We start from the raw sequence: 25361 nt of genomic DNA on the forward strand, positions 1-25361 counted from the left end.
AAAAATTCGAGGAGGTCTTGTAAACATGGCAAAAGATATTAAGTTTAGTGAAGAAGCTCGCCGCGCAATGCTTCGTGGTGTCGATGCACTTGCTGATGCTGTAAAAGTAACTTTAGGACCAAAAGGACGCAACGTGGTTCTAGAGAAAAAATTCGGTTCTCCGTTAATCACAAATGACGGTGTAACAATCGCAAAAGAAATCGAGCTTGAAGACGCGTTTGAAAACATGGGTGCTAAGCTTGTTGCTGAAGTAGCCAGCAAAACAAACGATGTTGCCGGTGACGGTACAACAACTGCGACAGTTCTTGCGCAAGCAATGATCCGTGAAGGCCTTAAAAACGTAACAGCGGGCGCTAACCCTGTAGGCGTGCGTAAAGGTATGGAACAAGCTGTAAACGTTGCGATCGAAAACCTGAAAGAAATCTCTAAACCGATCGAAGGCAAAGAGTCTATCGCTCAGGTTGCTGCGATCTCTGCTGCTGATGAGGAAGTCGGAAGCCTTATCGCTGAAGCAATGGAGCGCGTAGGAAACGACGGCGTGATCACAATCGAAGAGTCTAAAGGCTTCACAACTGAGCTTGAAGTTGTGGAAGGTATGCAATTCGACCGCGGGTATGCGTCACCTTACATGGTAACTGACTCTGATAAGATGGAAGCGGTTCTAGACAATCCTTACATCTTGATCACAGACAAAAAAATCACAAACATTCAAGAAATCCTTCCTGTGCTTGAGCAGGTTGTTCAGCAAGGCAAACCATTGCTTCTGATCGCTGAGGATGTTGAAGGCGAAGCACTTGCAACACTTGTTGTGAACAAACTTCGCGGCACATTCAACGCAGTTGCTGTTAAAGCCCCTGGCTTCGGTGACCGCCGTAAAGCAATGCTTGAAGATATCGCTGTCCTTACTGGCGGAGAAGTTATCACAGAGGATCTTGGCCTTGACCTGAAATCGACTGAAATCACACAATTGGGACGCGCTTCTAAAGTTGTGGTTACAAAAGAAAACACAACAATCGTTGAAGGTTCTGGCGAATCAGACAAAATTTCTGCCCGCGTGACGCAGATCCGCGCTCAAGTGGAAGAAACAACTTCTGAATTCGACAGAGAAAAATTACAAGAGCGTCTTGCGAAACTTGCTGGCGGCGTAGCTGTCATCAAAGTCGGCGCTGCGACTGAAACTGAGCTGAAAGAGCGTAAACTTCGCATCGAAGACGCCCTGAACTCCACTCGCGCAGCTGTTGAAGAAGGCATCGTATCCGGTGGTGGTACAGCGCTTGTCAACGTATATAACAAAGTCGCTACAGTTGAAGCTGAAGGCGATGCTCAAACAGGTATCAACATCGTGCTTCGCGCTCTTGAAGAGCCAATTCGTCAAATCGCGCACAATGCAGGTCTTGAAGGATCTGTCATCGTTGAGCGCCTGAAAAACGAAGAAATCGGCGTAGGCTTCAACGCTGCAACTGGCGAATGGGTAAACATGATTGAAAAAGGTATCGTTGACCCAACAAAAGTGACACGTTCTGCACTGCAAAACGCTGCGTCTGTAGCAGCTATGTTGTTAACAACTGAAGCTGTTGTCGCTGACAAGCCAGAAGAGAATGCCGGCGGCGGTGCTGGTATGCCTGATATGGGCGGCATGGGCGGTATGGGCGGCATGATGTAAAACCGACAAAAAACTCTTGTTAAACAAGGGTTTGTCGGCAACGGACGTCATTTTTGATGCCCATTTGGTGCCATTTATAGATTTTCGAGGCTTCTCATGAGTTCATTGAACTTGTGAGAGGCTTTTTTCTGTTTTTTTGATGTGTAAATAAACTTGTGTAATATACGGGCTTACATGGCATTTATGAACCGAAAACAAAAATTGAAGCGATATTGAAGTAATAAAGGGGCCTCAGGCTGTTGACAAAATAGGTCGGATCTTTATGATCCGACCTATTTTGTCCAATTTATTTTGTTTTTCGGTCGAATAGGCTGGCGAGTTGGTCCTTTCCAAGTCCAATTCGCCAGTTTTTTTAGATTCATGGCAGCGAAAACAAGCATCGCCTGCATGGACAATTTTTTCTTTTTCTTTCCTCTTAGGGTTGTCCAGCGCAGGCCATGCTTGTGCTTTAAATCGGCAAAAACCCGTTCAATCGTTTCTTTGCGTTTGGCGTAGATTTGCCTATTCTTGTCTGTATGCCGCAAATGATCGACTTCAAAGTTTTCGAGAAGTTGAGTCAAACAAGCTCATCAGATGAAGAACAAGTTCATACAGGAGAAAGTCTAAACAGTATTTTTTATTTGAGTAGAAAGAGTCGTAAAAACGGAAAAACAATTGAAGGGTTTGTTGTTCTGAAAGGAAGTATGATTGAAACGATTGATTAAGAGAGCATTCCAAGTGGTGTAATGCAGAAGAGAGAGCAGGTTCAGATTAATCAGATCGGGATACTGCAGGAGAATGTTCTTTTTAAAAGTCCATATTATGCAGCGGCGTTGGTTGTAGGTGGACATGCTAATGGATTGACGGAGTGGAAGGATGAGAGTGGGGTTCGGTTTGGGGAGATTGAGAAAGAGTAATTCAACCTTCTCGGTAGTATATAGAAGTAATTTCATTCCCTATGTTGAGTACAATTCACAAACGATTTTATTTGCTTATATAATTTTAATAAATTGTTGGGAGTTGCACGTAACCACAAGGTATTTTATTTCTGGGGAGTTAGGTGCTTCTAAGTGTTGCGTCAATCATTCCCCGTTCGGTGCTGATAGATTCTCTAAAATTTATTAAAAATGAGGAGGTTTTCCAAGATCTCAAGGGGCGTCTCGTGTCAGTGTGGATTGGCCAATTTTTAAAGAGAACTTCACATGAATGGTAAGAGAGTTAAATTATGCGATTTTCTTAGCAGGCACATTTAATGTTTAAAAGCACTTGAACAACTACTTCGGAACAGATATTTCCTCTATGAGCAATGCAGATATAACGAAGGTATTATTGTCGCTTACATAGAAATAAAATGTACAATGTCACTTAGAATATCGCCTAGAATATTCAAAATTTGTTCATTATGTATCTTTGATGAGTGCCATTAACTGAGGGAAGGTAATAGGGACGCAACTGTTGATTTAGCACTTGGGTAAATAGAATATTACTATTTTTTGTCAGACTCCCTACTGATCCAGAAAATGTTAGACTTGAGTTATCCGAAGGTTAAATTCAAAGTCCATAATGGGCTGGAATAGTTCTTTGAACTTTTGGGAAGGCTCTTTTGATTAGCTATCTACTTTATTTCGGTTTTATAGAGAAGTTTTTATTTTAGGTCATCAAGAAGATTCAACTAAATAAAGAAGTACGAGTAGTTTATAAGTAATAGGGTAGAGATTAAACCATCTAAAGATTACTTTATAAAAAATAAGTTGTAAAAGAATAAAAATCCTATTAAATTTATAAAATTCCATTTACAAAAATAAGGAATATAAGTTATTATATTATTTGAATGGAAGGTTATGTAATAAAAGGGGGAAAACTAATGCAAGCTTATTATAATTCTTTACTGATATCTATTTATAATAGTTTTTTATTAATTACATCTGATCTTAAAAGAGGCTTGAACATTAATAAAAGTGCAAAAAAATCATATTTATGTGTTGGTCCTCTTGTTTTTATAATTGTTGTATTGTCGGTTATTTTTGTAACTTGGGCAATTGGTCAAACAATTTGCTGGGCACAGCTAGGAAAGTCTTTTGAAATGTCTGTTAAACTCAAAGAGGGAGTTTTTAAATTAGGTTGTCGTTAGAATAAATACTATTACATAACCTTCTATTCAAGCTAGCTAACGAAAGGAATTATTATGAAAAGAGTTAGTCTTTTAATTCAAATTTTATTTTGTCGTATCAAAAATAGACTATTTATATTTGCGTCTCAAAGAACCGAAGTTTTTTTTTCAGTATTATTAATTGTAATAGCAAGTATTTCGGCAGCTGTATTTTTACCTTCACTTTTAGAATACGAAGTTGAGATAAATATAAGTTTATTTCCAAGTGTCTCTTATATATTTATCACTGCTTCAATTTTTCCATTTTTGATATGGTTTTTAAAGAAAAATGAATCTGATAATAATACCTCTTATTCAATAATCGATTACATATATAAAGAATATCTAAAATATTTAAAATCAATTACCTTCTATATTATTCCTGCTGTACTTTCTTTTTTGTTTCTTTATATTGTTTTATCAATTTATAGTAATATATTGATCATGTACTCAGTTATTTATTGGCAGATTGTTAGTCTTTTGCTTTTCTTAATAAGCTACATGATTGTGATGTTAATAAATAAAATTATTGTGAAAATGAATATATTAAGCAATAGCTTTACTTTATTTAAAACACTATTTATATTGTTTTTTTTGTTATTGATAACTCTTCCGATTCATAAGTTTATTGGTGTTCACTGGTTGAGAATGACTGTACATCCCTTTTTATTATATGTGTTTTATATTGCGATTGTTATAATATATATATACACTATGTCAATGAGGGTACATTATGGAGAGGTTATGCAGGGAAATGAGAAATCTAGATGTAAAAATTATAATGTCTACTTCTTTTTACTGATTTATGATATAAGAAAGAACATTATTTTTTTTATAATGTCCATGATGTTTTTGATAGTACTATCCTATATAACAAAACAATTTTATGTTATGGTAGAGCTTTTTCAAGTAATAGCTATAATAGGTAATATAGGATTTGTATTCAATAAAGTCATGAAAACAGCAAAACCATTATTTATGTTGAGGGCGTCAAATTTCAAGTTCTCTATATGGCTACTACATTTTTATTTTATAACATCGATATTTTTCATGGTCATATTTTGCTTTGTGATATCTATACTTGGAAACTCTGGGTTTATAGCTATTATAGAGAATTCTAGTTTTTTTATTTTTTGTTTTGTACTTTATTTTAGTATCTATATTTCAATTATTATTAGCTATCTGTTTGGAGAATATTTAGGAGCAATAACCCAATCAATTTCAAGTGGTATTATTTTGATTATTAGCTATAAAGTAATTCCAGAAATTATTACACGAGTATCAATGATAGAAATACCACTTCTTAAAATGGTCGTTTTTATATTCTTTATATTTGTATTATTCGTAATTAAATGGGTAACTGTAAAGGATTATAAGATAAATGAAATTAGTTAGTATCTTTTTTTATTTGTACTTTGGTTATTTGTTTAAAGCAAAATATTTGCTTGTTTTCATTTCAATTACTTTGTACTTGATTACTAGTTCTTTTGTGATTTCTTTGCAATTAACATTGTTATTAGTACTATATGTTTGTGTTCATGAGATAGGTCATATTATTTTTTTGAAAACTAATAATTTAAATTATGAAGTTTATATATCTAGCTATTTAATTAGTGTCTCTTTTGATTCGTTAGCTTACAGCAAATTAAATAAAATAAATAAGTTAACAATAGTTTTGGGAGGACCGTTTCTTAGTTATTTATTATTTATGGTCATACTATTTATGTTTTCTTCTATTGATTATATCTTCAATATGGTAATCTTACTTCTATTTTGTGAGACTCTAAATCTCTTTTGTGCACAGGATGGCAGAATGTTAATAAATATCTTTAAGAAGGAGGAAGAAATATGAAAAATATAAGGATGTTTTTTATATCGATTTTGATTAATATTTTGATATTATTCTTTGGCAGCTTTTATTTCTTTGGGGGAAATTTGAAGAATCCGGTGGACTCTGACACTTACCTGCCAATAAAACAATTTCCTATATATGAATTATATAAAAATGGAGAAGTCTCGTTAAATATTATAAATATTATTATTTATTCTATTATCTTTGCAATACCGATTTTTCTCATTTTGAAATTAATAAGTCGAATATTTACAAGTGTATTGTTGAAAAAAGGGAAAATATAATATGCTAGAATCCATAAAAGTAGTTGCCTTATCAAAACAATTTGGAAGTGTAAGTGCTTTAAATGAAGTTAGTATAGAATTCAAAAAGAATAAAATATATGCAATTTTAGGTCATAATGGTGCAGGGAAGACCACTTTAATTAAAGAAATTTTGGGTTTGAACAATCAAGTGAATTCATCGATTAACTTCTATGATGGCGGAAGAAATATAATTCATTCTCCTAAATATATGATGTCTTTTTCACCTGAAAAATATATCTTACTAGAAGATTTAACTGTTATAGAGTACCTCACTTTTGTATCTAAGCTGTACAATAAGTTTAATAATGAATTAAAGCAAAAGATGCATAATCTACTAAAATTATTTGATCTGTGGGATTATAAGAATAAATTTATATTTACACTATCTAATGGCATGAAAAAAAAGGTAGCTCACACTGCTGCACTACAACTGAATACAGAATTTACTTTTCTAGATGAACCTTTTTCTGCCCTAGATCCTGTTTCAATATTTAATTTGAAAAAATATTTAATTAATAATCTAAATAAAAATAGTTTTATTATCTGTACTCATCAATTAGATTTGCTTAAAAACCTAGACATAGGTGAAGATAAATTAGAACTTGTTTTATTTAATAGAGGAGACCTTGTATTTAAAGGTACTAGAAATGAGTTATTCTGCAAAACAAAAAGCAAATCTATTGAAGATGCTTATCTTTACTATTATTCCAATAAACAATACTGAAAATTTTTCAACAGCGGCTTGTTCAATACTTTAATCTCGAGCGCCTTATCCCATAGAAGTAGTATTATGTTTATGGGATAAGGTCTATAGCTTTTTATTTATTATTATATATACAAGTTGCAAAATATTTATCTTACACCTCTAACAATAAGTGTTTTGGTAATTCTATTTAACAATCATACAAAATTGGAGTATGCCCCCTTCCGGAAACCCAATCGCAGGCTCCCACGAATCAATCAACCGAATCGCTTTCTGATTGATTCCAGAGCTTTCGTATTTTCTCCTTTAAGACAGTGAGAGTCCCCATATTTTTAAATCGTGGGCATCTGGATTTTCAACGGCTAATTGATCCAAAATCTTTCGGCCGGCTTGAATTTGCTGTAAGGCACCGTCTAAATCATTGTCTTCCATCAGTACCCAGCCTGCTGTGTCGATTTGGAAGAATGCTTCTCATGTGTGTTTACCTAATTGATGGGCGTCGTCATCGGCTTTGCATCCGTATTCGATTCACCGGGGCAGGTTGATTCTGCTTAGAAAATGGCTAATATGAGTAATGAGTTCAATTAGGATTTCATTTTGTAAGGTTTCGCTCGACCATTTGATGACCTTTAGGATGTTCGGCCATTCTTTTTATTCTCATCGTCGTCTATCCTTTAACTGAAAAAAGATATAAGCAAATCATCTCTGAACTTGAACAAAGATCTGCAAGCTACATATATATAAAATTTGTAATATTCAATGTAAACGCTTGTATTTATGGCAGAAAGTAATATACTGAGACTGTAATCTATCATATATAAATGAGTGTGATCATATGAGTAGTCAATCTGTTGTTTGTATTGGAGAATTGTTAATTGATTTCTTTTGTACCGATGTGGATGTTGATTTAATGGAAGGGCGCCATTTCTTGAAAAGTGCCGGGGGTGCACCTGCGAATGTGTCGGCGGCCATTGCTAAGCTGGGCGGAGACGCTGCTTTCAGCGGAAAAGTAGGCAAGGATCCGTTTGGGTATTTTCTGAAGCAAACATTAGACGCCGCACAGGTGGACACTTCCATGCTGGTCATGGATGAGAAAGCGCCTACAACGCTTGCGTTTGTTTCGTTAAAGCAAAATGGGGAGCGCGATTTTGTTTTTAATAGAGGCGCGGACGCTTTGTTTACGCTGGAGGATATTGACCAGGATAAAGTAAACGAAGCGAAAATCCTTCATTTCGGCTCAGCGACGGCATTGTTATCAGATCCGTTTTGCTCAGCCTATTTGCAGCTGATGTCGATTGCGAAAAACAATGGACAGTTTATTTCATTTGACCCTAACTATCGTGAGGATTTATGGAAGGGGAGGATTTCGGAGTTTGTCAGTGTCGCAAAAAGGGCGATTGCTGTAAGTGATGTTGTGAAAGTCAGTGACGAGGAGCTGGAGATCATCAGCGGTGCGAAGGATCATGAAGAGGGCGTGGCGATTCTTCATGAGCTCGGAGCGAAAGTGGTTGCTGTGACACTTGGGAAAAGCGGGACTCTTCTATCGAATGGGAAGGAGAAAGAAATCATTCCGAGTATTCCGGTTACATCAATTGACTCAACAGGAGCGGGAGATGCTTTTGTCGGCGCGGTCTTATATCAATTGGCCAACACGGATCAGATTCAATCTGTAGATGCTGATTTTGCGAAGCTGCGGGACATTGTATCGTTTGCCAATAAGGTGGGCGCTCTTGTGTGCACGAAAATTGGAGCGATTGATGCGTTGCCCAGCATGAAAGAGCTTGAAGGTTCTCTATAAAATATCGAGGATGTTTCTTGAAAGTCTTTGGACTTTTGGGAGGCATCCTTTTTTATATGTTGCACCGAAACATTACATTTCAGGTAAAAAGTTATGTATTTTTCTTTTGAAATGTCATTTTTTATTAAAAAAATGAAACTTTTAACGGTAATAAATAGTATATTTATAAGGGTTTCATTTATTAGATAGATTTAGGAGGAAACGACATTATGAGTATCATTGGAAGATTCAAAGATATTATGTCGGCGAATATCAATGCTTTGTTGGACAAGGCTGAAAATCCAGAGAAAATGGCAGACCAATATTTAAGAAACATGAACAGTGATTTATCTAAGGTAAAAGCGGAAACTGCGGCTGTTATGGCTGAGGAGCAAAGGACAAAAAGAGAATGTCATGAGTGCCAGGCAGACATGGAAAAGATGGAAAGCTATGCGATGAAGGCCCTGCAAGCGGGGAATGAGGGTGATGCGAGAACATTCCTTGAAAGAAAAACATCTTTGGAATCAAGGCTTTCTGAGCTGCAGACGGCGAATCAAATGGCTGCAGCCAATGCCGCACAGATGAGAAAGATGCATGACAAACTGGTATCTGACATTGGAGAGCTGGAAGCACGCAAAAAGATGATCAAGGCGAAATGGGCAGTAGCGAAAACGCAAGAAAGAATGAACAAGCTGGGTGCTTCTGCTTCGAGTACAAGCCAATCAATGTCTGCGTTCGGCCGAATGGAGGACAAAGTAAATCAGGCGCTTGATCAGGCGAATGCGATGGCTGAATTGAACAGCGCTCCGCAGGATGATATTGCCGATCTGACTGCTAAATATGATACTGCCGGTTCAAGTCAGGTAGATGATGAACTTGCCGCGTTAAAAGCGAAAATGATGCTCGATAAATAATACATAGGAGGCCGCAGCTTTCGGCTGCGGCACCATTTCAACATAAGATGTGAGAGGGAACAGGTATGATAATATCTTATAAGTGTCCGAACTGCGGCAGTGATATGGCATTTGACAGTGAATCCGGCTCGTTATCCTGCGGCAGCTGCGGAAGACAGGACAATATTGAAAGCCTTCCGAAAGAAAACATTGCGGCGCGGTTTTCCGAAGATGAAGCAAAAGAATATCAATGTGAAAACTGCGGCGCCGTTTTGATCACGGAAGCTGAAACGACAGCGACGACATGCAGTTTCTGCGGAGGTGCTGCTATACTTGCCGATCGTTTATCTGGACATTTGGCGCCGGCGAAGGTCATTCCATTTACAATCAGCAAACAAGAAGCCGAGCAGGCTTTTCGAAAGTGGTGCAAAAAAGGCCTTTTGACACCAAAAGGCTTCATGTCAGCCGATCGCATTAAAAGCATCACCGGCATGTATATCCCGTTTTGGATATTCGATTTAAATAGTGAAGTACAGGTGAAAGCGAACTGTACCAGAGTCCATCGGTATGATGAAGGAGATTATATTCGCACAGAAACGGAGCACTTTGAAGCGTTTCGTGATATTAATCTCGATTATTTGAAAATCCCTGTCGATGCCTCTGAAAAAATGAATGATGAATTAATGGACAAGTTGGAGCCTTATTCATACGATCAGCTGAAGGACTTTCAAACGGCATATTTGGCCGGTTATATTGCTGAAAAATATAATTATACCGATGAAGAGCTTTTTCCTAGGGCAAAAGAGAAAATCAGCAGTTTTATTGATTCATACATCCATTCTACTTTTTCCGGATATACGTCAGTTAATGTAAGGGACAAACATATTCAAACGAAGAATGTGAACAGCTTTTATGTTTTGCTTCCCGTTTGGATGGTCAGCTACGATTATGAAAGAGCAGAGCACATCTTTGCGATGAACGGGCAAACGGGAAAGGTTGTCGGAAAGCCGCCGATCAGTTCAGGAAAAGTGGCGGCATGGTTTAGCGGAATTGCAGGCGGGACATTTTTTGCATTGAAGCTCGTCTCATGGATGATGGGAGGCGGATTTTGATGCGGGGATTTTTAGGGAAAGCGATTTTTGTTGTGCTGGCTGTCTTCGTGGTGATGCCTTTACTCGGGTTCGAAGCGGTGAGAGCTTCTGAATCACAGCAGCATGTATATGACCATGCCCATCTGTTAACAAAAGCAGAAATCGGAAAACTTGAATCTCTCTCAGCGGAGCTGGGTGCAAAGAGGGAAACTGATTTCATCATTATTACGACAAAAAGCACAAACGGTGAAGATATTGCCGATTATGCCGGCGATTTTTATGATCGTTACGGAAAAGGGAGTACAGCTATTTTAACGATTGATATGGCGGATCGAGAAGTATACATCTCGGGCTACCAAAAAGCTGAAAAGTATCTGGACAACAGCAGGCTAAACAGCATTAGAAATACGATTTCATCTGATTTATCAAATGAAGATTATTTCAACGCTTTTCAGACATATATTCAGCTTTCCTATAAAGGTATGGGCATAAAACCGGGAATCAATCCCGACAGCGTGTTCTTTGCTTGGTGGTTTCAGCTGATTGCTGCCATCGCAGTCGGAGGCATCGCGGTTTCCATCATGCTTTATCATGCGGGTGGAAAAGTAACGGTTAATGGGAATACATATATGGATCATCGTACGTCCGATGTGATTGATCAATATGACACTTATATCAGAACGACTGTAACTAGAGAAAGAAAACCATCAGACAAAGACAGCGGTGGCGGTGGCGGTGTTACGAAAGGCGGCACGTCATACAGCGGAAGCCGCGGCAGTTTCTAAAAGGTAAGAATTAGAGAAAGGGAGAGGCGTAATGTCGTTTTTCAGAAATCAATTAGCGAATGTAGTAGAGTGGGAAGAATTTAGAGATGATATGATTTTTTATAAATGGAACAATCGTGAAATCAAAAAAGGGAGCCGTTTAATCATTCGTCCTGGACAGGATGCTGTCTTTTTGAGCAATGGCAGGATTGAAGGGATTTTTCAAGATGATGGCGATTATGATATTGAATCAGAAATTATTCCATTCCTTTCAACATTAAAGGGCTTTACATTTGGGTTTAACAGCGGCATGCGCGCCGAGGTGCTGTTTGTCAATACGAAGGAATTTACCGTGAGATGGGGAACAAAGCAGGCGATACATATTCCGGCTGCGGGAATGCCTGGCGGGATGCCGATCCGCGCAAACGGCACTTTTCATGTGAAGGTACAGGACTATATCAGGCTGATTGATAAAATCGCTGGCGTGAAGGATCAATATTTTGTTGAGGATATTAAAATCCGGATCACTTCTATTCTGGATCAACTTCTCATGAAGTGGATCACTAGAGAAGGGAAGGATATGTTTAATCTCCAAGCCAACGCTTTTGACATTGCGAAGGGAATTCAAAAAGACTTAGATATGCAATTAATTGGCGACGGAATGACGATCACCGGTTTTCAGATCATGAGCTTTAATTATCCTCAAGAGGTTCAGGATATGATTACGAAGAACGCTTCCTACGGTATGGTTGGGGATGTGAACAAATATCAGCAACTATCAATGACGGATGGAATGGCATCCGGAAAAATGAGCGGAGGCGGAGCGGCTTCCGATATGGCTGGAATGATGATGGGAATGAATATGGCCAATCAAATGATGAATCAAATGAATCAGAACCAGCAGGCACAGCCATCAGGCAACGGGAATAAACCGAATTTCTGTCCGAACTGCGGAACAAAAACCGGAGAAGCCAATTTTTGCCCGAATTGCGGCCAGAAACTTGTATAAGAATCAAGTCCGGAGTGATCTAACACTCCGGACTTTTTTACGTGTGATCCATTGACTGCCCCTGAACAGGCCATTTTCGGGCACCGGCTTGGACAATGCCCAGCAGCAATTGACGCCGTTCCTGTAAAGATTGGATAGCGGTTTGGAATGTTTGCTTTGATAAAGTGGGTATGCCTTTTTGTTGAAGCTTTGTGATGTCTGGTTCCGGCGGCGCTTGTTCCGCTGAATGGATATAGGCGTTATGAACGGTATCCAAGTAGTTTTTAATGCTTGAGCGGGTTTCTTTGATGTGAAGCTGGTTTGGCTGATATTGTTCAGGAATGCCGTATTTCAAAATGGTTAATGCTTCATCCAATACAGTGACAGCTATAATGGATGATTCCTGGCGCTGCGTGCTATGGTAAAAATGAAGGATAGGGAAGGCGTAATGCTGAGCGGTCAGCTTTCCCAGATCTGATGAGATCGTGACAAGAAGAAAATCAATGTCGTGAAAATCTTTGCCGTTCCATGCATTCTGGACAATTTCAGTTCCGTCACGCCCCACGCTTAATACACTTTGGGCAAATGAGCGCTTCTGATTAACGGCACTTAATACGGAAATCAAATAGGTAACAGAAAATGTGATGGTCAGCAGGCCATGAGCGGTTTCTATGACCGTGATGAGCTTCCATAGGTCTCCGTTCGGTGCGAGGTCGCCATTCCCTAATGTAAACATGACATAACCGGTAAAATAAATTCGGTCTGACCAGGACGCCGGTTCTTTCGATTGAGTGTCCATGAGTGAGTGGGGGTCACTTGAGAAAATCAAAAACCACCCGCCCCAAAATAAAATGATCCATATCACTAACGTCAGGCATAACAGCAGAGGGCCTGCCGTGCTGAGAACCTTTGCGTTGTCTCCGCTGATTTTGCGAAAGCCTTTCCACAGCCATGCTGACAAACATCTGGTGATCGGGCCTGCGCCGCTCTCTAACCATAATGTGGTCCATAAAAAATCAATCATCCCCGCTGTTAACAACAAAAGGCCTGCAATGACATAAACCTCATTCAATTTTGTTGCCTCCTCTTAACCAGCCATCTTTTCTTTTCTATTTCCTTTTACCTTCAGTCTGAAACAATTGTTCCCATGTTTGATAAGAAAGTCATTGAAGAATAGAAAAACAGAAGAAGTTACCCAACAGTTACTCATCCTGTCGTTGAGAGCGGATAAACAGAAACTCACAGGAACTATTACGAGATTGCCTCATTTTCACATAGAAAAAAGTTCATTTTCCCCTTGAATTGATGATTTTTCAGTGGATAGGTTAAAAATTTTCAGAAATTTATATTGACTGAAAGCGTTTTTATAATTATGATAATATCAGATGTAACAAAAATGTCACTATGATATTACTACAATAGAACTATAAAGTGACTATAAAGTAACAAGTTGTCAAGTGTTTGTACAAAGAAGTGCTCACTGTTTCTTTAATGGAAAATGAAATCGCTTCCAAGGGAACAGAAAGGCTAAGCAGGAGGGAAGGTAATGGGGCCATTGGATAAACATAACGAATTTTTTCTGAAGCCTGCTCACCAAATGTAAGAAAAGCAGCAGCCCTAGAATGAGTTTTTGAAATACGCATTGATCGATTCTGAAAAAGACTGGGGGAAACAGTATGAATAAACAAGGCAATCAAATGTCATTTTTACGTACGGTTATTATAGTCTCGACTTTCGGCGGTCTCCTCTTCGGTTATGATACGGGTGTGCTTAACGGAGCTTTGCCTTATATGGGAGAGCCGGACCAGCTAAATCTCAATGCCTTCACAGAGGGGCTCGTCACCAGTTCACTTCTTTTTGGAGCCGCACTGGGTGCTGTGTTTGGCGGCAGGATGTCTGATTTTAACGGGCGCCGCAAAAATATTTTGTTCCTCGCTGTTATATTTTTCTTTTCAACGCTCGGGTGTACGTTTGCGCCAAATGTAACGATTATGATTATTTCCCGTTTTGTGCTTGGTATTGCGGTCGGGGGCGCATCAGTTACGGTTCCTGCCTATTTAGCGGAGATGTCTCCTATGGAAAGCAGGGGGCGGATGGTGACGCAGAATGAATTGATGATCGTATCCGGACAGCTTTTGGCTTTTGTTTTTAATGCGATCCTCGGGACAACAATGGGAGACAGCTCCAATGTGTGGAGATTTATGCTCGTCATTGCGTCGCTCCCAGCGGTATTCTTGTTTTTCGGAATGCTTAGAATGCCTGAGAGCCCCCGTTGGCTCGTTTCGAAAGGAAGAAAAGAAGATGCTTTGCGGGTATTGAAAAAAATCAGGGATGACAAGCAGGCCGTGTCTGAGCTGGAAGAAATTGAATCCGCTTTCAAACAAGAAGATAAGCTTGAAAAAGCGACGTTTAAAGACCTTGCAGTCCCATGGGTGCGCCGGATTGTGTTCATTGGCATCGGGATTGCTGTTGTGCAGCAAATTACAGGTGTAAACTCAATTATGTATTATGGGACTGAAATTTTAAGAGATTCCGGTTTTCAAACGGAAGCCGCATTAATCGGAAATATCGCAAATGGCGTGATTTCGGTATTGGCAACGTTCGTTGGAATCTGGCTTCTTGGTAAAGTAGGCCGCCGGCCGATGCTGATGACAGGTTTGATCGGTACGACAACGGCGTTATTGCTGATCGGGATATTCTCACTTGTGCTCGAAGGGTCACCGGCTCTTCCATATGTGGTTCTGTCGTTAACAGTGACATTCCTTGCATTCCAGCAGGGAGCGATTTCCCCAGTGACGTGGCTCATGCTTTCTGAGATTTTCCCGCTCCGCCTTCGCGGTTTGGGAATGGGCGTCACGGTGTTCTGTCTGTGGATGGTGAATTTTGCAGTCAGTTTCACTTTCCCGATATTGCTGGCCGCCATCGGGCTGTCCACAACGTTCTTTATCTTCGTTGTACTAGGGATTTGCTCTGTCCTGTTTGTGAAGACGTTTTTACCGGAAACGAAAGGGCTTTCGCTTGAGCAGCTCGAGGGCCATTTCCGCGCTTATGACCGCGGCGAGGCGAAGAATGATTCCAGCTCTGAAGTGGTTGGATGAAATAAAAAAAGAATCCGCATACGGGCGCGGATTCTTTTTTGTTCCATTAGTTAGGTCTGACAAGAATTTTGACTTGGTTTTTCTCTTTAATAAGAGCGCCGAAGCCTTCCTCGATTAAATCGTCTAATACGATTTTTTTCGTTACGAGTTTGTCAGCGGAGAAATAGCCTTCTTTCATTAATGACAATACAGCCGGGAAGATGTCGCGGTATCCGATAATTCCTTTGACTGTGCGTTCTTTGATGACGATATCGTTCGGATGGATTTCCGCGCCTTTTTCCCAAATGCTGACGATGATTGTTTCACCGGCAATTGTGGTGGATTGGATCGCTTGACGCAGCACCACTGGAACGCCAGTGACTTCAAAGGCGACGTCAACACCGCCTCCAGTACGCTCTGCAATTTCAGCGACTACATCATCTGTTTTGGACGGATCAACGATGATCGCTCCAAGCTCCTCAGCTTTTTGCTGGCGTTCAGGTGAAAGCTCGACAGCGTAAATGTCAGTCGCGCCGGCAGCCTTCAGCGCTTCAATCACAAGAAGTCCGATCGGGCCGCAGCCGAATACAGCCGCTTTGTCACCGGCTTTGATTTTGCTTGAACGGACAGCATATAAAGCGACCGCAGAAGGCTCAACAAGAGCGCCTTGTTCATATGATAATTCCTCAGGGAGTTTGAACAGAAGTTCTTCATCGACGGATACATACTCGGAGAAACCGCCGCCTCCGCCTGCTAAGCCGAGGAATCCCATTTGTTCATCAAGATTGTAGGCGCCTTGGTGGCCGTGCGTTGCAAAAATCGGTTCGACTACGACGCGGTCTCCAGCTTTATAGTTTTCAACGCCTTCTCCAACTTCAACAACCTCACCGGAGAATTCATGGCCCATAGTGACAGGTGCTGTTTCATTCGTTAATGGATGCGGTTTGTCAACCGGAATAAAGATCGGGCCGCCCAGATACTCGTGTAAATCACTGCCGCAGATGCCGCACCATTTGACTTTGATCTTTACTTTTCCGGGCTCTGTTTTTGGCTCGTCAATATGTTCAATACGGATATCCTTTTGGTTATGCCATCTTGCTGCCTTCATGGATTACCACTCCTATATCTTTTGATATGAGTAATTCCGCACCGATCAATATGAACTGTTCACAAAATCGCCATTTTTAAAACCAAAAACGAAATGAAATTTTTATATAATATAATCTACGTTTTTTTGAAAAAAGAAACTTTGAAGAAAAAAGAGTCTCGCACACTCTTTTTTCTTTATATGAGAGTATAAATCGTTTACATAACTATGAATTTGGTTTGAACAATACGGTAATGATTCGTTCATATTGAATGCGATAACTACTCTATCAACAATTATAACGCTTATATTGTAATTATAATAGGATAATCTTCCATGGTTTATTTTAACAGAGTCAATTATCCTAGAGTTTGTAACATTACTGTAAGGATATTGAAATAAAAATCTCCTGGTTGATCGTGTATAATTTTTCTAGATGTTAACAAACAGGGGGACGAAATGTTGAAGAAAATCATTTTAGCCGCTTTTATTTTAGCAGGAAGTACTTTGGGAGTTTTCAGTTTTTCATCAGATGCCAGTGCGAAACATGTGAACGGAAATATTACTTGGTATAATGGAGTCGGGAAAAAAGGCTCTTCAGGCAAAAAGCTTGGACACTGGGATTGTGCGACCAAGATCGGATTTGATGTTCCTAAAAACGGAACAAAAATCAGAGCTTATGCAAAAGCGAAGCCTAAAAAGGTTATTACGGTGTACAAAAATGATGTTGGCAGAATGCCTAACGCAGTTCTGGATGTAAGCCCTAAAGCGTTTAAAGCGCTTGGATACCCATTAAGCAAAGGGAAAGTAGCGGGACATTACAGCTATTAATCTACATATAATCTGTAAAGCAAGAAGTCGCATTCTTGCTTTTTCTATTGGTGGAGATAAAAGATGAAAAAAAGAATCCTATTATTAACTGTCGTGATAGCAGCCGCTGCAGCGGGTTTTGCGTTTTATGCTGCCAAGGATAAAGGCCATGAGAGCGCTGCTGATGTTTCAGTACATACGGAAAGCGGTGATCAGCTGCTTGTTTCGATTACGAATACCGATCTAAAGACGAAGTATTATGAAAATGACAAGGTGATCCATGAGGACAAGCTGACCGGCTATCCGGCATTTGCTTTGGATCAAAAGCAGCAGGTGCTCTATTATACGGGCAATAATGATCAAAATGAAATGAGGCTTTTTAAGCTGGATCTAAAGTCTAATAAAAAGACAATCCTCTATAAAGGTGAGGAGAGTGCGGACAGTTTGTTTTTGTCAAAAGACCGTTCAACCATCTATTTCCGTTTAGGAAAAGCGGATGAAAGCAATTTCCGGATCGCATCCTTTGATCTGAAAACGAAGAAATACAAAAACCTTTATCCTGCCGCGAATGATCAGGATGACAGCGTCAGCGGCTTCTTTTATAACAAGAAATCAGATTCATTTGCCCTGCTGCATTATTCTGTAGAAGAAGATTACAAGAAAACAGATGAAGCGAACGAAAAGGGGATCGATCCTGAACCGGCAACGATTCGTTTTGCGGCCGGCCATCAAAACAATTTTGCTGAGCTGAAGAGCCTTGACCAGTTTATCAGCGATATTGCTGTTTCTGGTGATGATAAACAGATTTTGTTTACATCCTATACACAAAAAGGAACGGAGCAAACCGCTGCTGTTCAGATGCTGAATGCGGATACGAAAAAATATGAAACCATCATTACAAATCAAAAATCATTCAAGCTGTTAATTGACGCACAGCCGCAGTTCTCTGCGGATGGCAAGAGCATTTATTTTCTCGCCGAAGCCAAGGGGGCCAAAAAGCTGAAGGATGAAACAGGACGTGAAGCGAAGGTGAGGACGATTTATTCCTATAACCTTGAAAATAAGACGTTCAAAAAGGTGTGGGAAAATCCGAACGGCATTATCAACAGCTTTTCTGTGATTAACTGAAAAAACCACTCGGCATGGGCTGAGCGGTTTTTTAATGGACGAGATGCAAGGCTAATGATTCGAGCCATTTAAAGAGATGGATCAGAGGTATTGACAAAAACAGAAGTTCAACATAAGCGTTCATTGCAAGGTTCAGCTTTTTGGATCTAGCCCTTTTTTTCAGGTCTTTTTGCTGTTGGTTTGCAATCATGTTATCACCCCCTTCTATATCCATATTATACCATAAAATAAAGAGAAGAAGCCCTCAACGTTTACAGTTTTGGGCTTCTTTCTTTGTTTTAGGCCTCTTTTGAAATGAGGCTTTTAGTCTCTGGATATAGAATTTGCGTCTCCGTTCGGGGAGTGTTTGCTTGCGGGAGACTGCATTTGTTATAGGGAAGAGCTAGCTTGTTTTCGTTTGACTGTTGTTTTGGAGATTCACTAATGAACGGATGCCGTCGATCATTTTGCTTCCGCACAAAGGGCACAATGGCGTGTCACTGCTTGCGAAGTTTTTTCTGGTCCAGCCGTTGCAGTCTTCTTTTGTGCATTCCCAAGTACTTACATCTTCTTTAGGCAGCGGTTCTTGATTTCGTTTGTTATAGTAAGACATAAAGTCACTTCTTCCCTCATGTATTTTACTGCACAATTTCTATTGTCTCATACTTTTCCCTAATCTCCTAATTCCTTTTTCTTTATGACTTTCCAATCTGCTCGTCTAAAAAGGAGAGGAGTGTACTGTTAAAAGCGCCGGGCTCTTCTAAAAACGGGCAATGGCTGCTTTTAGAAAAGGTGACGAGTGTCGAGTTTGGAAGATTGCTGCGCAAGTGTTCTCCAGCTGCTGTCGAGAAAAATTTGCGGTCTTCTCCGAAGCATAACAATGTCGGCACATTAATGTTTTGAAGGGCGCCGCGGTAATCCGCAGCCGTTTGGTTAAATAAAATTGTGCTTGAAATGGCGGCCGGCTGTTTAAGGATTTCTGCCAGCATCCATTCTGTTTCTGTCTGAGCAGGCGGTTCTGCGAACATATTAAGGATGAAACGCTCGTAGAATGACAGCGGGTCAGTCTGAATGGCGTGCATCGCCGTTTTTAAACCGTCAAAATCAAACGGGCCGTGCTCCCATCCCTCCCATTGATAGTCGGAAGCGGATTGATCGATAATCACAGCGGCTTGTATGTTATCATTCCCAAATTGATTGAGATAATCCCATACGACAAAAGCGCCCATTGACCAGCCGGCGAGAACGGCATGATCGAGCTCCATTGCTTTTAGAAATTCGTTTATGTCGCGGGCATATTGGGAAATGGTGTGGCCGTGAAGCACTTTGTCGGATTCGCCATGTCCTCTAAGGTCGAGGCGAATACACTGATAATTGGCAGAGAGTGATGAAAATTGTTTGTGGAAAAACTGTCCGCTCATCAGCACCCCGTGTATAAACACGATCGGTGTACCGGTCCCGTGCGTTTCATAGTATAAGCGCGTCTGATCTTCTAATGTGATATATGGCATGTGTCCCCTCCTGATTTCGTTTCCGTCATGAGAATGACTGGCTGCTTGCTGTTGTGCTGATGACAGCTGCTGTCACGGCTGCCTGCTGAGCCTGAATGACTGTTTCGATAGCGGTGTACAGGCCTGATTCCATCAGCAGATTTGTCTCCATATGCTCACTGAGATATAAACTGACAGCAATTTTGACATTCATATCTTTTTGCCATTTAAATGCTTTTTCTTGGTTTAATTCATGAGCGATAGCCAAAACGGTTTTCGTATCTGGTTCTTCTAGGAATGTCAGAAGCGCAAGGTCCGGGTAATGGTAATCCTTAGGCTTTTTGAAAGAATCAGTAATGGATTGATATGTATGTTTGTAATGAGAAACAAGTGTTTCAGGGTCTTTTTCACTTTGTAAGGCCAGAATATGGCTGACCTGATGTAAGTACTGCCCTTTTTTAAATCCGTTGGCCGCCAGCAGCTGATAGCATGTTTCCGCCTTGTTTAGCGCCTGCAAACCGTTTTTATTTTCACTAAGCAATACGGCGAGGGGAATATTCTGGGTTGAAGTGAGGAAGTAATGATTTTTCTTCATCTGCTGATAAACAGAAAGCCCCATGTTCATCTGTTCTCTTTGGTTTGTTGTGTCAGAATTGCCGGTGAGCAGGATCAAAGCGGCAAAGTATGTGAATATATCCCGCTTATAACCAAGCGTCACCATTTCATCGTATACGTCGATGAAAGTGAGAAATGTTTGTTTTGCCTCATGCTGAAAATGAATGTCCAGCATGGAAGCAACCGTAAAGCGGTGATGTGAATTGAGAGTTGAGAAACTGCCGATGTTTGATTTGATATAGCTGCTCAAATCATAAAAACGCTGAAAATCAAACTCTCTTCTATTTACAATATATGCAGAAGAAATGAGCATTAATATCTGATCGTGTGCAACTTTCCATTTTAATTTTGATTTTAATTCGTCATAAAGGGAAATGTACTGCTGTGTTTTGTCATTGAGATTGTAAGTCCGCATAAAAGGCTCCTTTTTTCCATTTTTATGTTATACGATCTATTGAGCTGAAAGTTTCATATACAAAAAACTTGCCGTAATAGGCAAGTTTGTTTGGTTACTTATGGGGATCTGTTATATCCATCGGTCTCATCATGTCATAGTCTTCATGCTCAAGAATATGGCAGTGCCATACGTATCGTCCGCTATATGGCCCAAATGTCGCCGCGATTCTCAAGACTTCACCGGCGTGAGCTTGAATGGTGTCTTTCCAGCCCTTTTCACTTGGCGGCGGCGGAACAGCCGGGCCGGTGTAGGACAATTCCCCTCTTTCTTGATAACGCGCGATATCAAACGGACGCCGGTCTAATACACGGAAGGAGACCAGATGCAGGTGGATCGGGTGTGTTCCGCGTGTCGGGTTGATAATGGACCATATTTCAGTTGTGCCTGCTTTTGGCGTTTCTGTGACAGGGTCGTGCCAGCGTTTGTTATTGAGGAGAAGGACGGGTCTGCCGTATTCGTCCTGAGTGCCTGCCAGTTTCAGTGTTCTGATGTTGTGTATTCTTTCATTCTGAACGGAAGGGTATGAGGCAAGGTATTTTGGTTTTCTGCTTTCGTCTTTTTGTGCCAATGGTTTTGTGACTCTGAATTGCATGATATTCGCATCTGTTTCGGGATTGGCGTCACCGCCGCAGCCCTCGCTGTTTGCCAATATGATCGACTGACCTTCATAGGCTGTGAAGTCAATAATGATATCATAGCGTTCAGCTGGCGCTAGACTGAATGAGTTCAGTTTTACAGAGCGCGGCAGGAGCCCTCCGTCTGAACCAATCTGAATAAATTCCCCGTCATTATCGAGTGACAGGTTATAGGTTCTCGTGTTGGAGGCGTTGATGACGCGAAAGCGGTATTTTCTCGGTTCGACCTCCAAGTATGGCCATGCCTTCCCGTTGACGAGTATGGTTTCTCCGCAAAACGCCGGAACGATTGAAGGGTTAGGCAGTGACGGGGAAGGGTTTTCCGGCCCGTTTGGATAAAACAAAGAACCGTCCCCGTTGATCGTGCGGTCTGTGATCAGAAGCGGCACGTCGTATTCGCCGGAAGGGAGCTTTAATCGTTTTTCCTTTGGATCGTGAATGAGATAAGCGCCGATGAGTCCGGCATAGACATTCAGCCTGGTGAGCGCCATGGCGTGATCGTGATACCACAAAATAGCACCGCGCTGCTGATTCGGATAATGATAAATCTCTCGTTTAAAATAAGGGCCTGTTTGTTCAAAGTCTTTGGTAAACCAGGCCTCCGGATACCCGTCGCTATCCTCTGGCGTGACGCCTCCGTGTAAATGAACGACGGTCTTGACCTCGGGTTCTTCATGCTGGCTGTCACTGTGATGAATGGTGTGGTCGACCGGAAGGAAATGTGTTGAAGGAAGGTGGTTCATCCATTTTACATAAACGTTTTCATTTCTATTGACCTCAATGGTAGGCCCGGGAAACTGGCCGTTGTAACCCCACAAGCGGGTCGGAGGGAGATCGCGGTGAAGCTTATGAGCGCATTCCTCCATGGTCACTTCGTAGTATGTCTTTTCTTTTGTTTGCTGCACTGGCTTTAGTGTTTCTGGGATTGGGAGAGCATCCACAAATTTTTCAAGTGTCATTTTCATCGTCCTTATCTAATTTTTCAAAATGGTACTATAGTTAATGTTGATAAGGACGTGATGGTTACAAAAAAATCTGTGTGCCGCCGCCTCCCAGAGAAAGATAATCATAAAAATCCTAAAGGCAGTCCGTTTAAGAGTGATTAGATTAAGGCAGGATGTCGGGCTGCTGCTGCGTGATGGATTTGGATGCCGCTTTTTCGCCCACCTTGCGTTTTCTGAACACAAGATAAGAAATGAGAACAATCCCTGTGATGACGCCTGTCAGCAGCAGTTCGTCTCTCATGGAATCAATAAATGCCATAGATACTAAAATTCCGCAGATGGCGATAATGGTCACGTAGGTTAAGTACGGGAAGAGCCACATTTTTATCTTCAGCGCTTCGGGGTTCGTTTTTTCAAGTTTTTTACGCATTCTTAAGTGGGAAACAGCGATGACGAGATAGACAAGCAGTGCAATGGCGCCTGATGAATTGACTAAAAATAAAAAGACGGTATCGGGAGAAAAGTAATTCATCACAACCGCGATATATGAGAAAAATGTACCGGCAACAATCGCCTGTACAGGGGCTCCTTTTTTGCTTAATGTCATAAAGCGGCGCGGTGCTTCGTTTCTTTCCGCAAGTGAATACAGCATTCTGGATGTGGTGTACAAACCTGAATTCAGGCAAGAGAGTACAGCGGTGAGGACAATGAAATTCATCATCTGCGCGGCTGCGGGAACACCGATATGCCCTAGCACAGCGACGAACGGGCTTTCTAAAATATTGGCTGAATTCCAAGGCAAAAGCGCAACGACAATGGCGATAGAGCCGACGTAAAAGACGATGATGCGCCACACAACGGAGCGCGTCGCTTTTGTCACGGATTCTAATGGATTGGATGTTTCTCCTGCAGCGATCGCAACGATTTCCGTTCCCATAAAGGAAAAAATAACGACGACAATGCCAAGCAATACGGAGCTGATGCCTTGCGGGAAAAATCCGCCTTGGCCCGTCAAGTTGGAGAAGCCCACTGGACTGCTGCCTGGTGCGAATCCAAAAATGAAAGCGAACCCAACAATTAAGAACAAAATGATCGTAACGACCTTAATAAGGGAGAACCAATATTCGAATTCCCCGAATGATTTAACGGAGTAAATATTCGTCAGCGTAAGCAATACGGTCAAAACTAAGCTTGTGAGCCACAGTGGAATATCGTGGAACCAGTATTGAAGGATGCCGGCTCCAGCAATTGCTTCGATCGCGATGACGACGACCCAGAAAAACCAATACAGCCAGCCGATTGTAAATCCTGCCCATGGCCCGATGGCGTCATGAGCGTATTGAGAAAACGATCCGCTCGTCGGGTTTACGGAAGACATTTCACCGAGCATTCTCATGATGAAAATAACCAGTAAGCCGGCTAGCGCGTAAGAAACAATGGCACCGGGGCCGGTTGAGTGAATGACTGAACCGCTGCCTACAAATAGGCCTGCGCCGATCACGCCAGCGATCGAAATCATGGTCATATGGCGTGTTTTTAAGTCTTTTTTTAATCCTGATTGCTGGTTCATAGATTACCTCCTTAAAGAATGTAATGAATACTGAATATTATGATAATTGAAACTCTATCATAAATAAACGTTTTGCCGATAATCTGTGTGAGAAAATATGACAGTTTGTTTCAAATTTGTGGGTTTTTATTTATGAAGTTTTCAGCAGGTAAGCTTGGATAAAAAGAAAATTGATCTATTATCACTATTGAACTGAACCGCTTGCATCCTTGCCGGAGAATCTATCTTTCTGCTAAATAAGAACTGCCGGATAACGATTGCGGCGTGGACGGCAGCGGGCGATTTCGAAAGAGAAAGAGGGGCTGATATCCTCTCGATAAGATTCGCCCATTCATGCCAACAACTTTTCCCTACAATCATAAGAGCCTGGCTATATTGAGGCAGCAGGCTCTTGTCATATTTGACTTTATTTTTTTGTGTAACGCACCCAGTCGTAATGAGCGTATAGCGGTGTTACACCATTGTAGGAACCGAGCCATTCATCGACACCCGTACCATTCCACAAGTTCATCATAATCTTTCCTGGCGTTGTCGGTATTTGGCTTGTCGCAGTGTGTTTTAATTGCCCATCGACATACCATTTAATAGAGTTTGGCTGCCAATCGAACGCATATGTGTGATAGGCATTGGCTGCATCAAATCCGAGATCCACAAGCTTCTCATGGTTTCCTGCCCCATTTGTATAATAGTTAAATTGAACCTTTGTTGTGTCTTTTCCTAAAAATTCGATATCAATCTCATCCCAAGGCGTTCCATCAGTTGGACCTGTGTACGTGAAGAACGATGAAACGATACCTGTGTTTTTAGCTGGTTTCATTCTGACTTCATAAAGTCCATAGCCATATGTTTGAACAGAACGGTTTTCCCCGCAGTCAAACTTGTTATAGGATGGACTTGTTAGCGCTAAACGCATTTCACCAAATGACGTCATGGAGACGTTATTTGCACGCCAAGTGCAGTTGAACATATCCCCATTCGAGTAACCATTTGCTTTTTGCCAAAAACCGGGGTTATAGCTGTTAAAAGGGTCAAAAAACGATCCGCCTGTTTGAGCCGAGGCAGTAGATGTGAATGCAGACAAACTCAAAAACAATCCAGTGACAAGAAGCAATAACACTCGTTTCATACGATAAGACATGTTGGCATACCCCTTTCTTTGAAAGCGTTTTCTTAATTGATCATACATAATTCTTTTAATAGGGAACATCGGTCAAAATAACGATATAAAGAATCTTACTTACTAGCATTCTGTACCTATCTTTTTAGATTGAAAAGGGAGTTGGTTTTGCTTCCTGGCACGGTAAGCTCTTTTTGTATGATTTGTCCTGCTTTATTGGAAACAATTTGCTAGAATCGTTTTTTTATAGAGATCGCTTTTTGTGGTAAAGTTAGGTTACAATATGAA

Annotated in this window: 21 protein-coding genes and 4 pseudogenes; 14 read left to right on the forward strand and 11 right to left on the reverse strand. The window is 40.9% G+C overall.

From position 1 onward, the window contains the following. Nucleotides 1-25: 25 nt before the first annotated feature. Nucleotides 26-1663 carry a chaperonin GroEL gene (groL, locus tag M1D98_RS03265; protein WP_435577093.1) on the forward strand — a complete coding sequence of 546 codons (1638 nt, stop codon included), beginning with the start codon at nucleotides 26-28 and terminating at the stop codon, nucleotides 1661-1663. Between the two features lie 272 nt (nucleotides 1664-1935). On the opposite strand, the pseudogene M1D98_RS03270 reads toward groL, so the two are convergent. Next, nucleotides 1936-2199: pseudogene (locus tag M1D98_RS03270) on the reverse strand (transposase); the annotation flags it as partial. A 189-nt stretch (nucleotides 2200-2388) separates the two neighbouring features. Between M1D98_RS03270 and M1D98_RS03275 the strand changes: the two are divergent. The 4 genes from M1D98_RS03275 (at nucleotide 2389) to M1D98_RS03290 (ending at nucleotide 6672) form a co-directional block, all read left to right on the forward strand. Next, nucleotides 2389-2559: a DUF4357 domain-containing protein gene (locus M1D98_RS03275; RefSeq protein ID WP_435577092.1), complete on the forward strand. Its 171-nt coding sequence runs from the start codon at nucleotides 2389-2391 to the stop codon at nucleotides 2557-2559. Nucleotides 2560-3506: 947 nt separating this feature from the next. Then, the gene (locus M1D98_RS03280; RefSeq protein WP_187957383.1) at nucleotides 3507-3773 is read left to right on the forward strand and encodes a hypothetical protein; all 267 of its coding nucleotides are present in this window, start codon (nucleotides 3507-3509) and stop codon (nucleotides 3771-3773) included. A gap of 54 nt (nucleotides 3774-3827) precedes the next feature. Next, on the forward strand, nucleotides 3828-5186 hold the full coding sequence (locus tag M1D98_RS03285; RefSeq protein ID WP_435577091.1) for a hypothetical protein: 1359 nt from the start codon (nucleotides 3828-3830) through the stop codon (nucleotides 5184-5186). A gap of 742 nt (nucleotides 5187-5928) precedes the next feature. Further along, nucleotides 5929-6672: an ATP-binding cassette domain-containing protein gene (locus tag M1D98_RS03290; RefSeq protein WP_456280001.1), complete on the forward strand. Its 744-nt coding sequence runs from the start codon at nucleotides 5929-5931 to the stop codon at nucleotides 6670-6672. Between the two features lie 291 nt (nucleotides 6673-6963). Here the strand turns inward: M1D98_RS03290 and M1D98_RS03295 are convergent. Continuing rightward, a pseudogene (locus M1D98_RS03295) lies at nucleotides 6964-7302 on the reverse strand (transcriptional regulator); the annotation flags it as partial. Between the two features lie 2 nt (nucleotides 7303-7304). Here M1D98_RS03295 and M1D98_RS03300 point away from each other — a divergent pair. The 6 genes and pseudogenes from M1D98_RS03300 to M1D98_RS03325 form a co-directional block, all read left to right on the forward strand. After that, a pseudogene (locus M1D98_RS03300) lies at nucleotides 7305-7379 on the forward strand (hypothetical protein); the annotation flags it as partial. Nucleotides 7380-7486: 107 nt separating this feature from the next. Further along, nucleotides 7487-8449, forward strand: a complete 963-nt coding sequence (locus M1D98_RS03305) for a PfkB family carbohydrate kinase (protein WP_435577089.1) — start codon at nucleotides 7487-7489, stop codon at nucleotides 8447-8449. A 209-nt stretch (nucleotides 8450-8658) separates the two neighbouring features. Beyond that, on the forward strand, nucleotides 8659-9342 hold the full coding sequence (locus M1D98_RS03310) for a PspA/IM30 family protein (RefSeq protein WP_435577088.1): 684 nt from the start codon (nucleotides 8659-8661) through the stop codon (nucleotides 9340-9342). 65 nt (nucleotides 9343-9407) lie between these two features. Beyond that, on the forward strand, nucleotides 9408-10433 hold the full coding sequence (locus M1D98_RS03315) for a TFIIB-type zinc ribbon-containing protein (RefSeq protein WP_435577087.1): 1026 nt from the start codon (nucleotides 9408-9410) through the stop codon (nucleotides 10431-10433). Further along, nucleotides 10433-11197, forward strand: coding sequence for a TPM domain-containing protein (locus tag M1D98_RS03320; protein ID WP_121642024.1), 765 nt, complete (start codon nucleotides 10433-10435; stop codon nucleotides 11195-11197). Before M1D98_RS03315 ends, M1D98_RS03320 begins: the two co-directional genes overlap by 1 nt. A gap of 31 nt (nucleotides 11198-11228) precedes the next feature. After that, nucleotides 11229-12185: an SPFH domain-containing protein gene (locus tag M1D98_RS03325; RefSeq protein ID WP_121642025.1), complete on the forward strand. Its 957-nt coding sequence runs from the start codon at nucleotides 11229-11231 to the stop codon at nucleotides 12183-12185. A gap of 37 nt (nucleotides 12186-12222) precedes the next feature. Here M1D98_RS03325 and M1D98_RS03330 read toward each other — a convergent pair whose 3' ends face one another. Further along, the gene (locus M1D98_RS03330; RefSeq protein WP_121642026.1) at nucleotides 12223-13236 is read right to left on the reverse strand and encodes a potassium channel family protein; all 1014 of its coding nucleotides are present in this window, start codon (nucleotides 13234-13236) and stop codon (nucleotides 12223-12225) included. 604 nt (nucleotides 13237-13840) lie between these two features. Here M1D98_RS03330 and M1D98_RS03335 point away from each other — a divergent pair. Then, on the forward strand, nucleotides 13841-15262 hold the full coding sequence (locus tag M1D98_RS03335; protein WP_121642027.1) for a sugar porter family MFS transporter: 1422 nt from the start codon (nucleotides 13841-13843) through the stop codon (nucleotides 15260-15262). A 46-nt stretch (nucleotides 15263-15308) separates the two neighbouring features. Here M1D98_RS03335 and bdhA read toward each other — a convergent pair whose 3' ends face one another. Beyond that, on the reverse strand, nucleotides 15309-16349 hold the full coding sequence (gene bdhA / locus M1D98_RS03340; protein WP_010329049.1) for a (R,R)-butanediol dehydrogenase: 1041 nt from the start codon (nucleotides 16347-16349) through the stop codon (nucleotides 15309-15311). A gap of 438 nt (nucleotides 16350-16787) precedes the next feature. On the opposite strand from bdhA, the gene walM reads away from it, so the two are divergent. After that, nucleotides 16788-17159, forward strand: coding sequence for a cell wall metabolism protein WalM (gene walM / locus M1D98_RS03345; RefSeq protein ID WP_041952549.1), 372 nt, complete (start codon nucleotides 16788-16790; stop codon nucleotides 17157-17159). A gap of 63 nt (nucleotides 17160-17222) precedes the next feature. Next, on the forward strand, nucleotides 17223-18266 hold the full coding sequence (locus M1D98_RS03350) for a hypothetical protein (RefSeq protein ID WP_456280002.1): 1044 nt from the start codon (nucleotides 17223-17225) through the stop codon (nucleotides 18264-18266). 31 nt (nucleotides 18267-18297) lie between these two features. Here M1D98_RS03350 and M1D98_RS03355 read toward each other — a convergent pair whose 3' ends face one another. The 7 genes and pseudogenes from M1D98_RS03355 to bglS all read right to left on the reverse strand — a co-directional run bounded on the left by M1D98_RS03355 (nucleotide 18298) and on the right by bglS (nucleotide 25094). Further along, nucleotides 18298-18456: a hypothetical protein gene (locus M1D98_RS03355; RefSeq protein WP_268559517.1), complete on the reverse strand. Its 159-nt coding sequence runs from the start codon at nucleotides 18454-18456 to the stop codon at nucleotides 18298-18300. A gap of 192 nt (nucleotides 18457-18648) precedes the next feature. Continuing rightward, nucleotides 18649-18858, reverse strand: a complete 210-nt coding sequence (locus M1D98_RS03360) for a cold-shock protein (protein ID WP_010329053.1) — start codon at nucleotides 18856-18858, stop codon at nucleotides 18649-18651. Between the two features lie 82 nt (nucleotides 18859-18940). Continuing rightward, nucleotides 18941-19756, reverse strand: a complete 816-nt coding sequence (locus tag M1D98_RS03365; RefSeq protein ID WP_456280215.1) for an alpha/beta fold hydrolase — start codon at nucleotides 19754-19756, stop codon at nucleotides 18941-18943. A gap of 18 nt (nucleotides 19757-19774) precedes the next feature. Next, nucleotides 19775-20765 (reverse strand): annotated as a pseudogene (locus M1D98_RS03370) (DUF4003 family protein); the annotation flags it as partial. Between the two features lie 94 nt (nucleotides 20766-20859). Then, nucleotides 20860-22401 (reverse strand): outer spore coat copper-dependent laccase CotA, encoded by a 1542-nt coding sequence (gene cotA, locus M1D98_RS03375; RefSeq protein WP_456280003.1) that lies wholly within the window; start codon nucleotides 22399-22401, stop codon nucleotides 20860-20862. Nucleotides 22402-22549: 148 nt separating this feature from the next. Further along, nucleotides 22550-23956: a GABA permease gene (gabP, locus tag M1D98_RS03380; RefSeq protein WP_268528941.1), complete on the reverse strand. Its 1407-nt coding sequence runs from the start codon at nucleotides 23954-23956 to the stop codon at nucleotides 22550-22552. Between the two features lie 406 nt (nucleotides 23957-24362). Beyond that, complete coding sequence (bglS, locus tag M1D98_RS03385; RefSeq protein WP_010329058.1) at nucleotides 24363-25094, reverse strand: beta-glucanase; 732 nt, start codon at nucleotides 25092-25094, stop codon at nucleotides 24363-24365. Nucleotides 25095-25361 lie beyond the last annotated feature (267 nt).

Source organism: Bacillus sp. K7 (assembly GCF_053903245.1).

Bases quoted from the DNA above. Each gene is read 5' to 3' on its own strand.
- M1D98_RS03285 (WP_435577091.1), top strand. From the start codon at position 3,828: ATGAAAAGAGTTAGTCTTTTAATTCAAATTTTATTTTGTCGTATCAAA.
- cotA (WP_456280003.1), bottom strand. From the start codon at position 22,401: ATGACACTTGAAAAATTTGTGGATGCTCTCCCAATCCCAGAAACACTA.
- M1D98_RS03315 (WP_435577087.1), top strand. From the start codon at position 9,408: ATGATAATATCTTATAAGTGTCCGAACTGCGGCAGTGATATGGCATTT.
- M1D98_RS03355 (WP_268559517.1), bottom strand. From the start codon at position 18,456: ATGATTGCAAACCAACAGCAAAAAGACCTGAAAAAAAGGGCTAGATCC.
- M1D98_RS03305 (WP_435577089.1), top strand. From the start codon at position 7,487: ATGAGTAGTCAATCTGTTGTTTGTATTGGAGAATTGTTAATTGATTTC.
- M1D98_RS03310 (WP_435577088.1), top strand. From the start codon at position 8,659: ATGAGTATCATTGGAAGATTCAAAGATATTATGTCGGCGAATATCAAT.
- bglS (WP_010329058.1), bottom strand. From the start codon at position 25,094: ATGTCTTATCGTATGAAACGAGTGTTATTGCTTCTTGTCACTGGATTG.
- gabP (WP_268528941.1), bottom strand. From the start codon at position 23,956: ATGAACCAGCAATCAGGATTAAAAAAAGACTTAAAAACACGCCATATG.
- M1D98_RS03325 (WP_121642025.1), top strand. From the start codon at position 11,229: ATGTCGTTTTTCAGAAATCAATTAGCGAATGTAGTAGAGTGGGAAGAA.
- M1D98_RS03335 (WP_121642027.1), top strand. From the start codon at position 13,841: ATGAATAAACAAGGCAATCAAATGTCATTTTTACGTACGGTTATTATA.
- M1D98_RS03365 (WP_456280215.1), bottom strand. From the start codon at position 19,756: ATGCCATATATCACATTAGAAGATCAGACGCGCTTATACTATGAAACG.
- M1D98_RS03280 (WP_187957383.1), top strand. From the start codon at position 3,507: ATGCAAGCTTATTATAATTCTTTACTGATATCTATTTATAATAGTTTT.
- groL (WP_435577093.1), top strand. From the start codon at position 26: ATGGCAAAAGATATTAAGTTTAGTGAAGAAGCTCGCCGCGCAATGCTT.
- M1D98_RS03320 (WP_121642024.1), top strand. From the start codon at position 10,433: ATGCGGGGATTTTTAGGGAAAGCGATTTTTGTTGTGCTGGCTGTCTTC.
- M1D98_RS03360 (WP_010329053.1), bottom strand. From the start codon at position 18,858: ATGTCTTACTATAACAAACGAAATCAAGAACCGCTGCCTAAAGAAGAT.
- M1D98_RS03350 (WP_456280002.1), top strand. From the start codon at position 17,223: ATGAAAAAAAGAATCCTATTATTAACTGTCGTGATAGCAGCCGCTGCA.
- M1D98_RS03290 (WP_456280001.1), top strand. From the start codon at position 5,929: ATGCTAGAATCCATAAAAGTAGTTGCCTTATCAAAACAATTTGGAAGT.
- M1D98_RS03275 (WP_435577092.1), top strand. From the start codon at position 2,389: ATGCAGAAGAGAGAGCAGGTTCAGATTAATCAGATCGGGATACTGCAG.
- walM (WP_041952549.1), top strand. From the start codon at position 16,788: ATGTTGAAGAAAATCATTTTAGCCGCTTTTATTTTAGCAGGAAGTACT.
- bdhA (WP_010329049.1), bottom strand. From the start codon at position 16,349: ATGAAGGCAGCAAGATGGCATAACCAAAAGGATATCCGTATTGAACAT.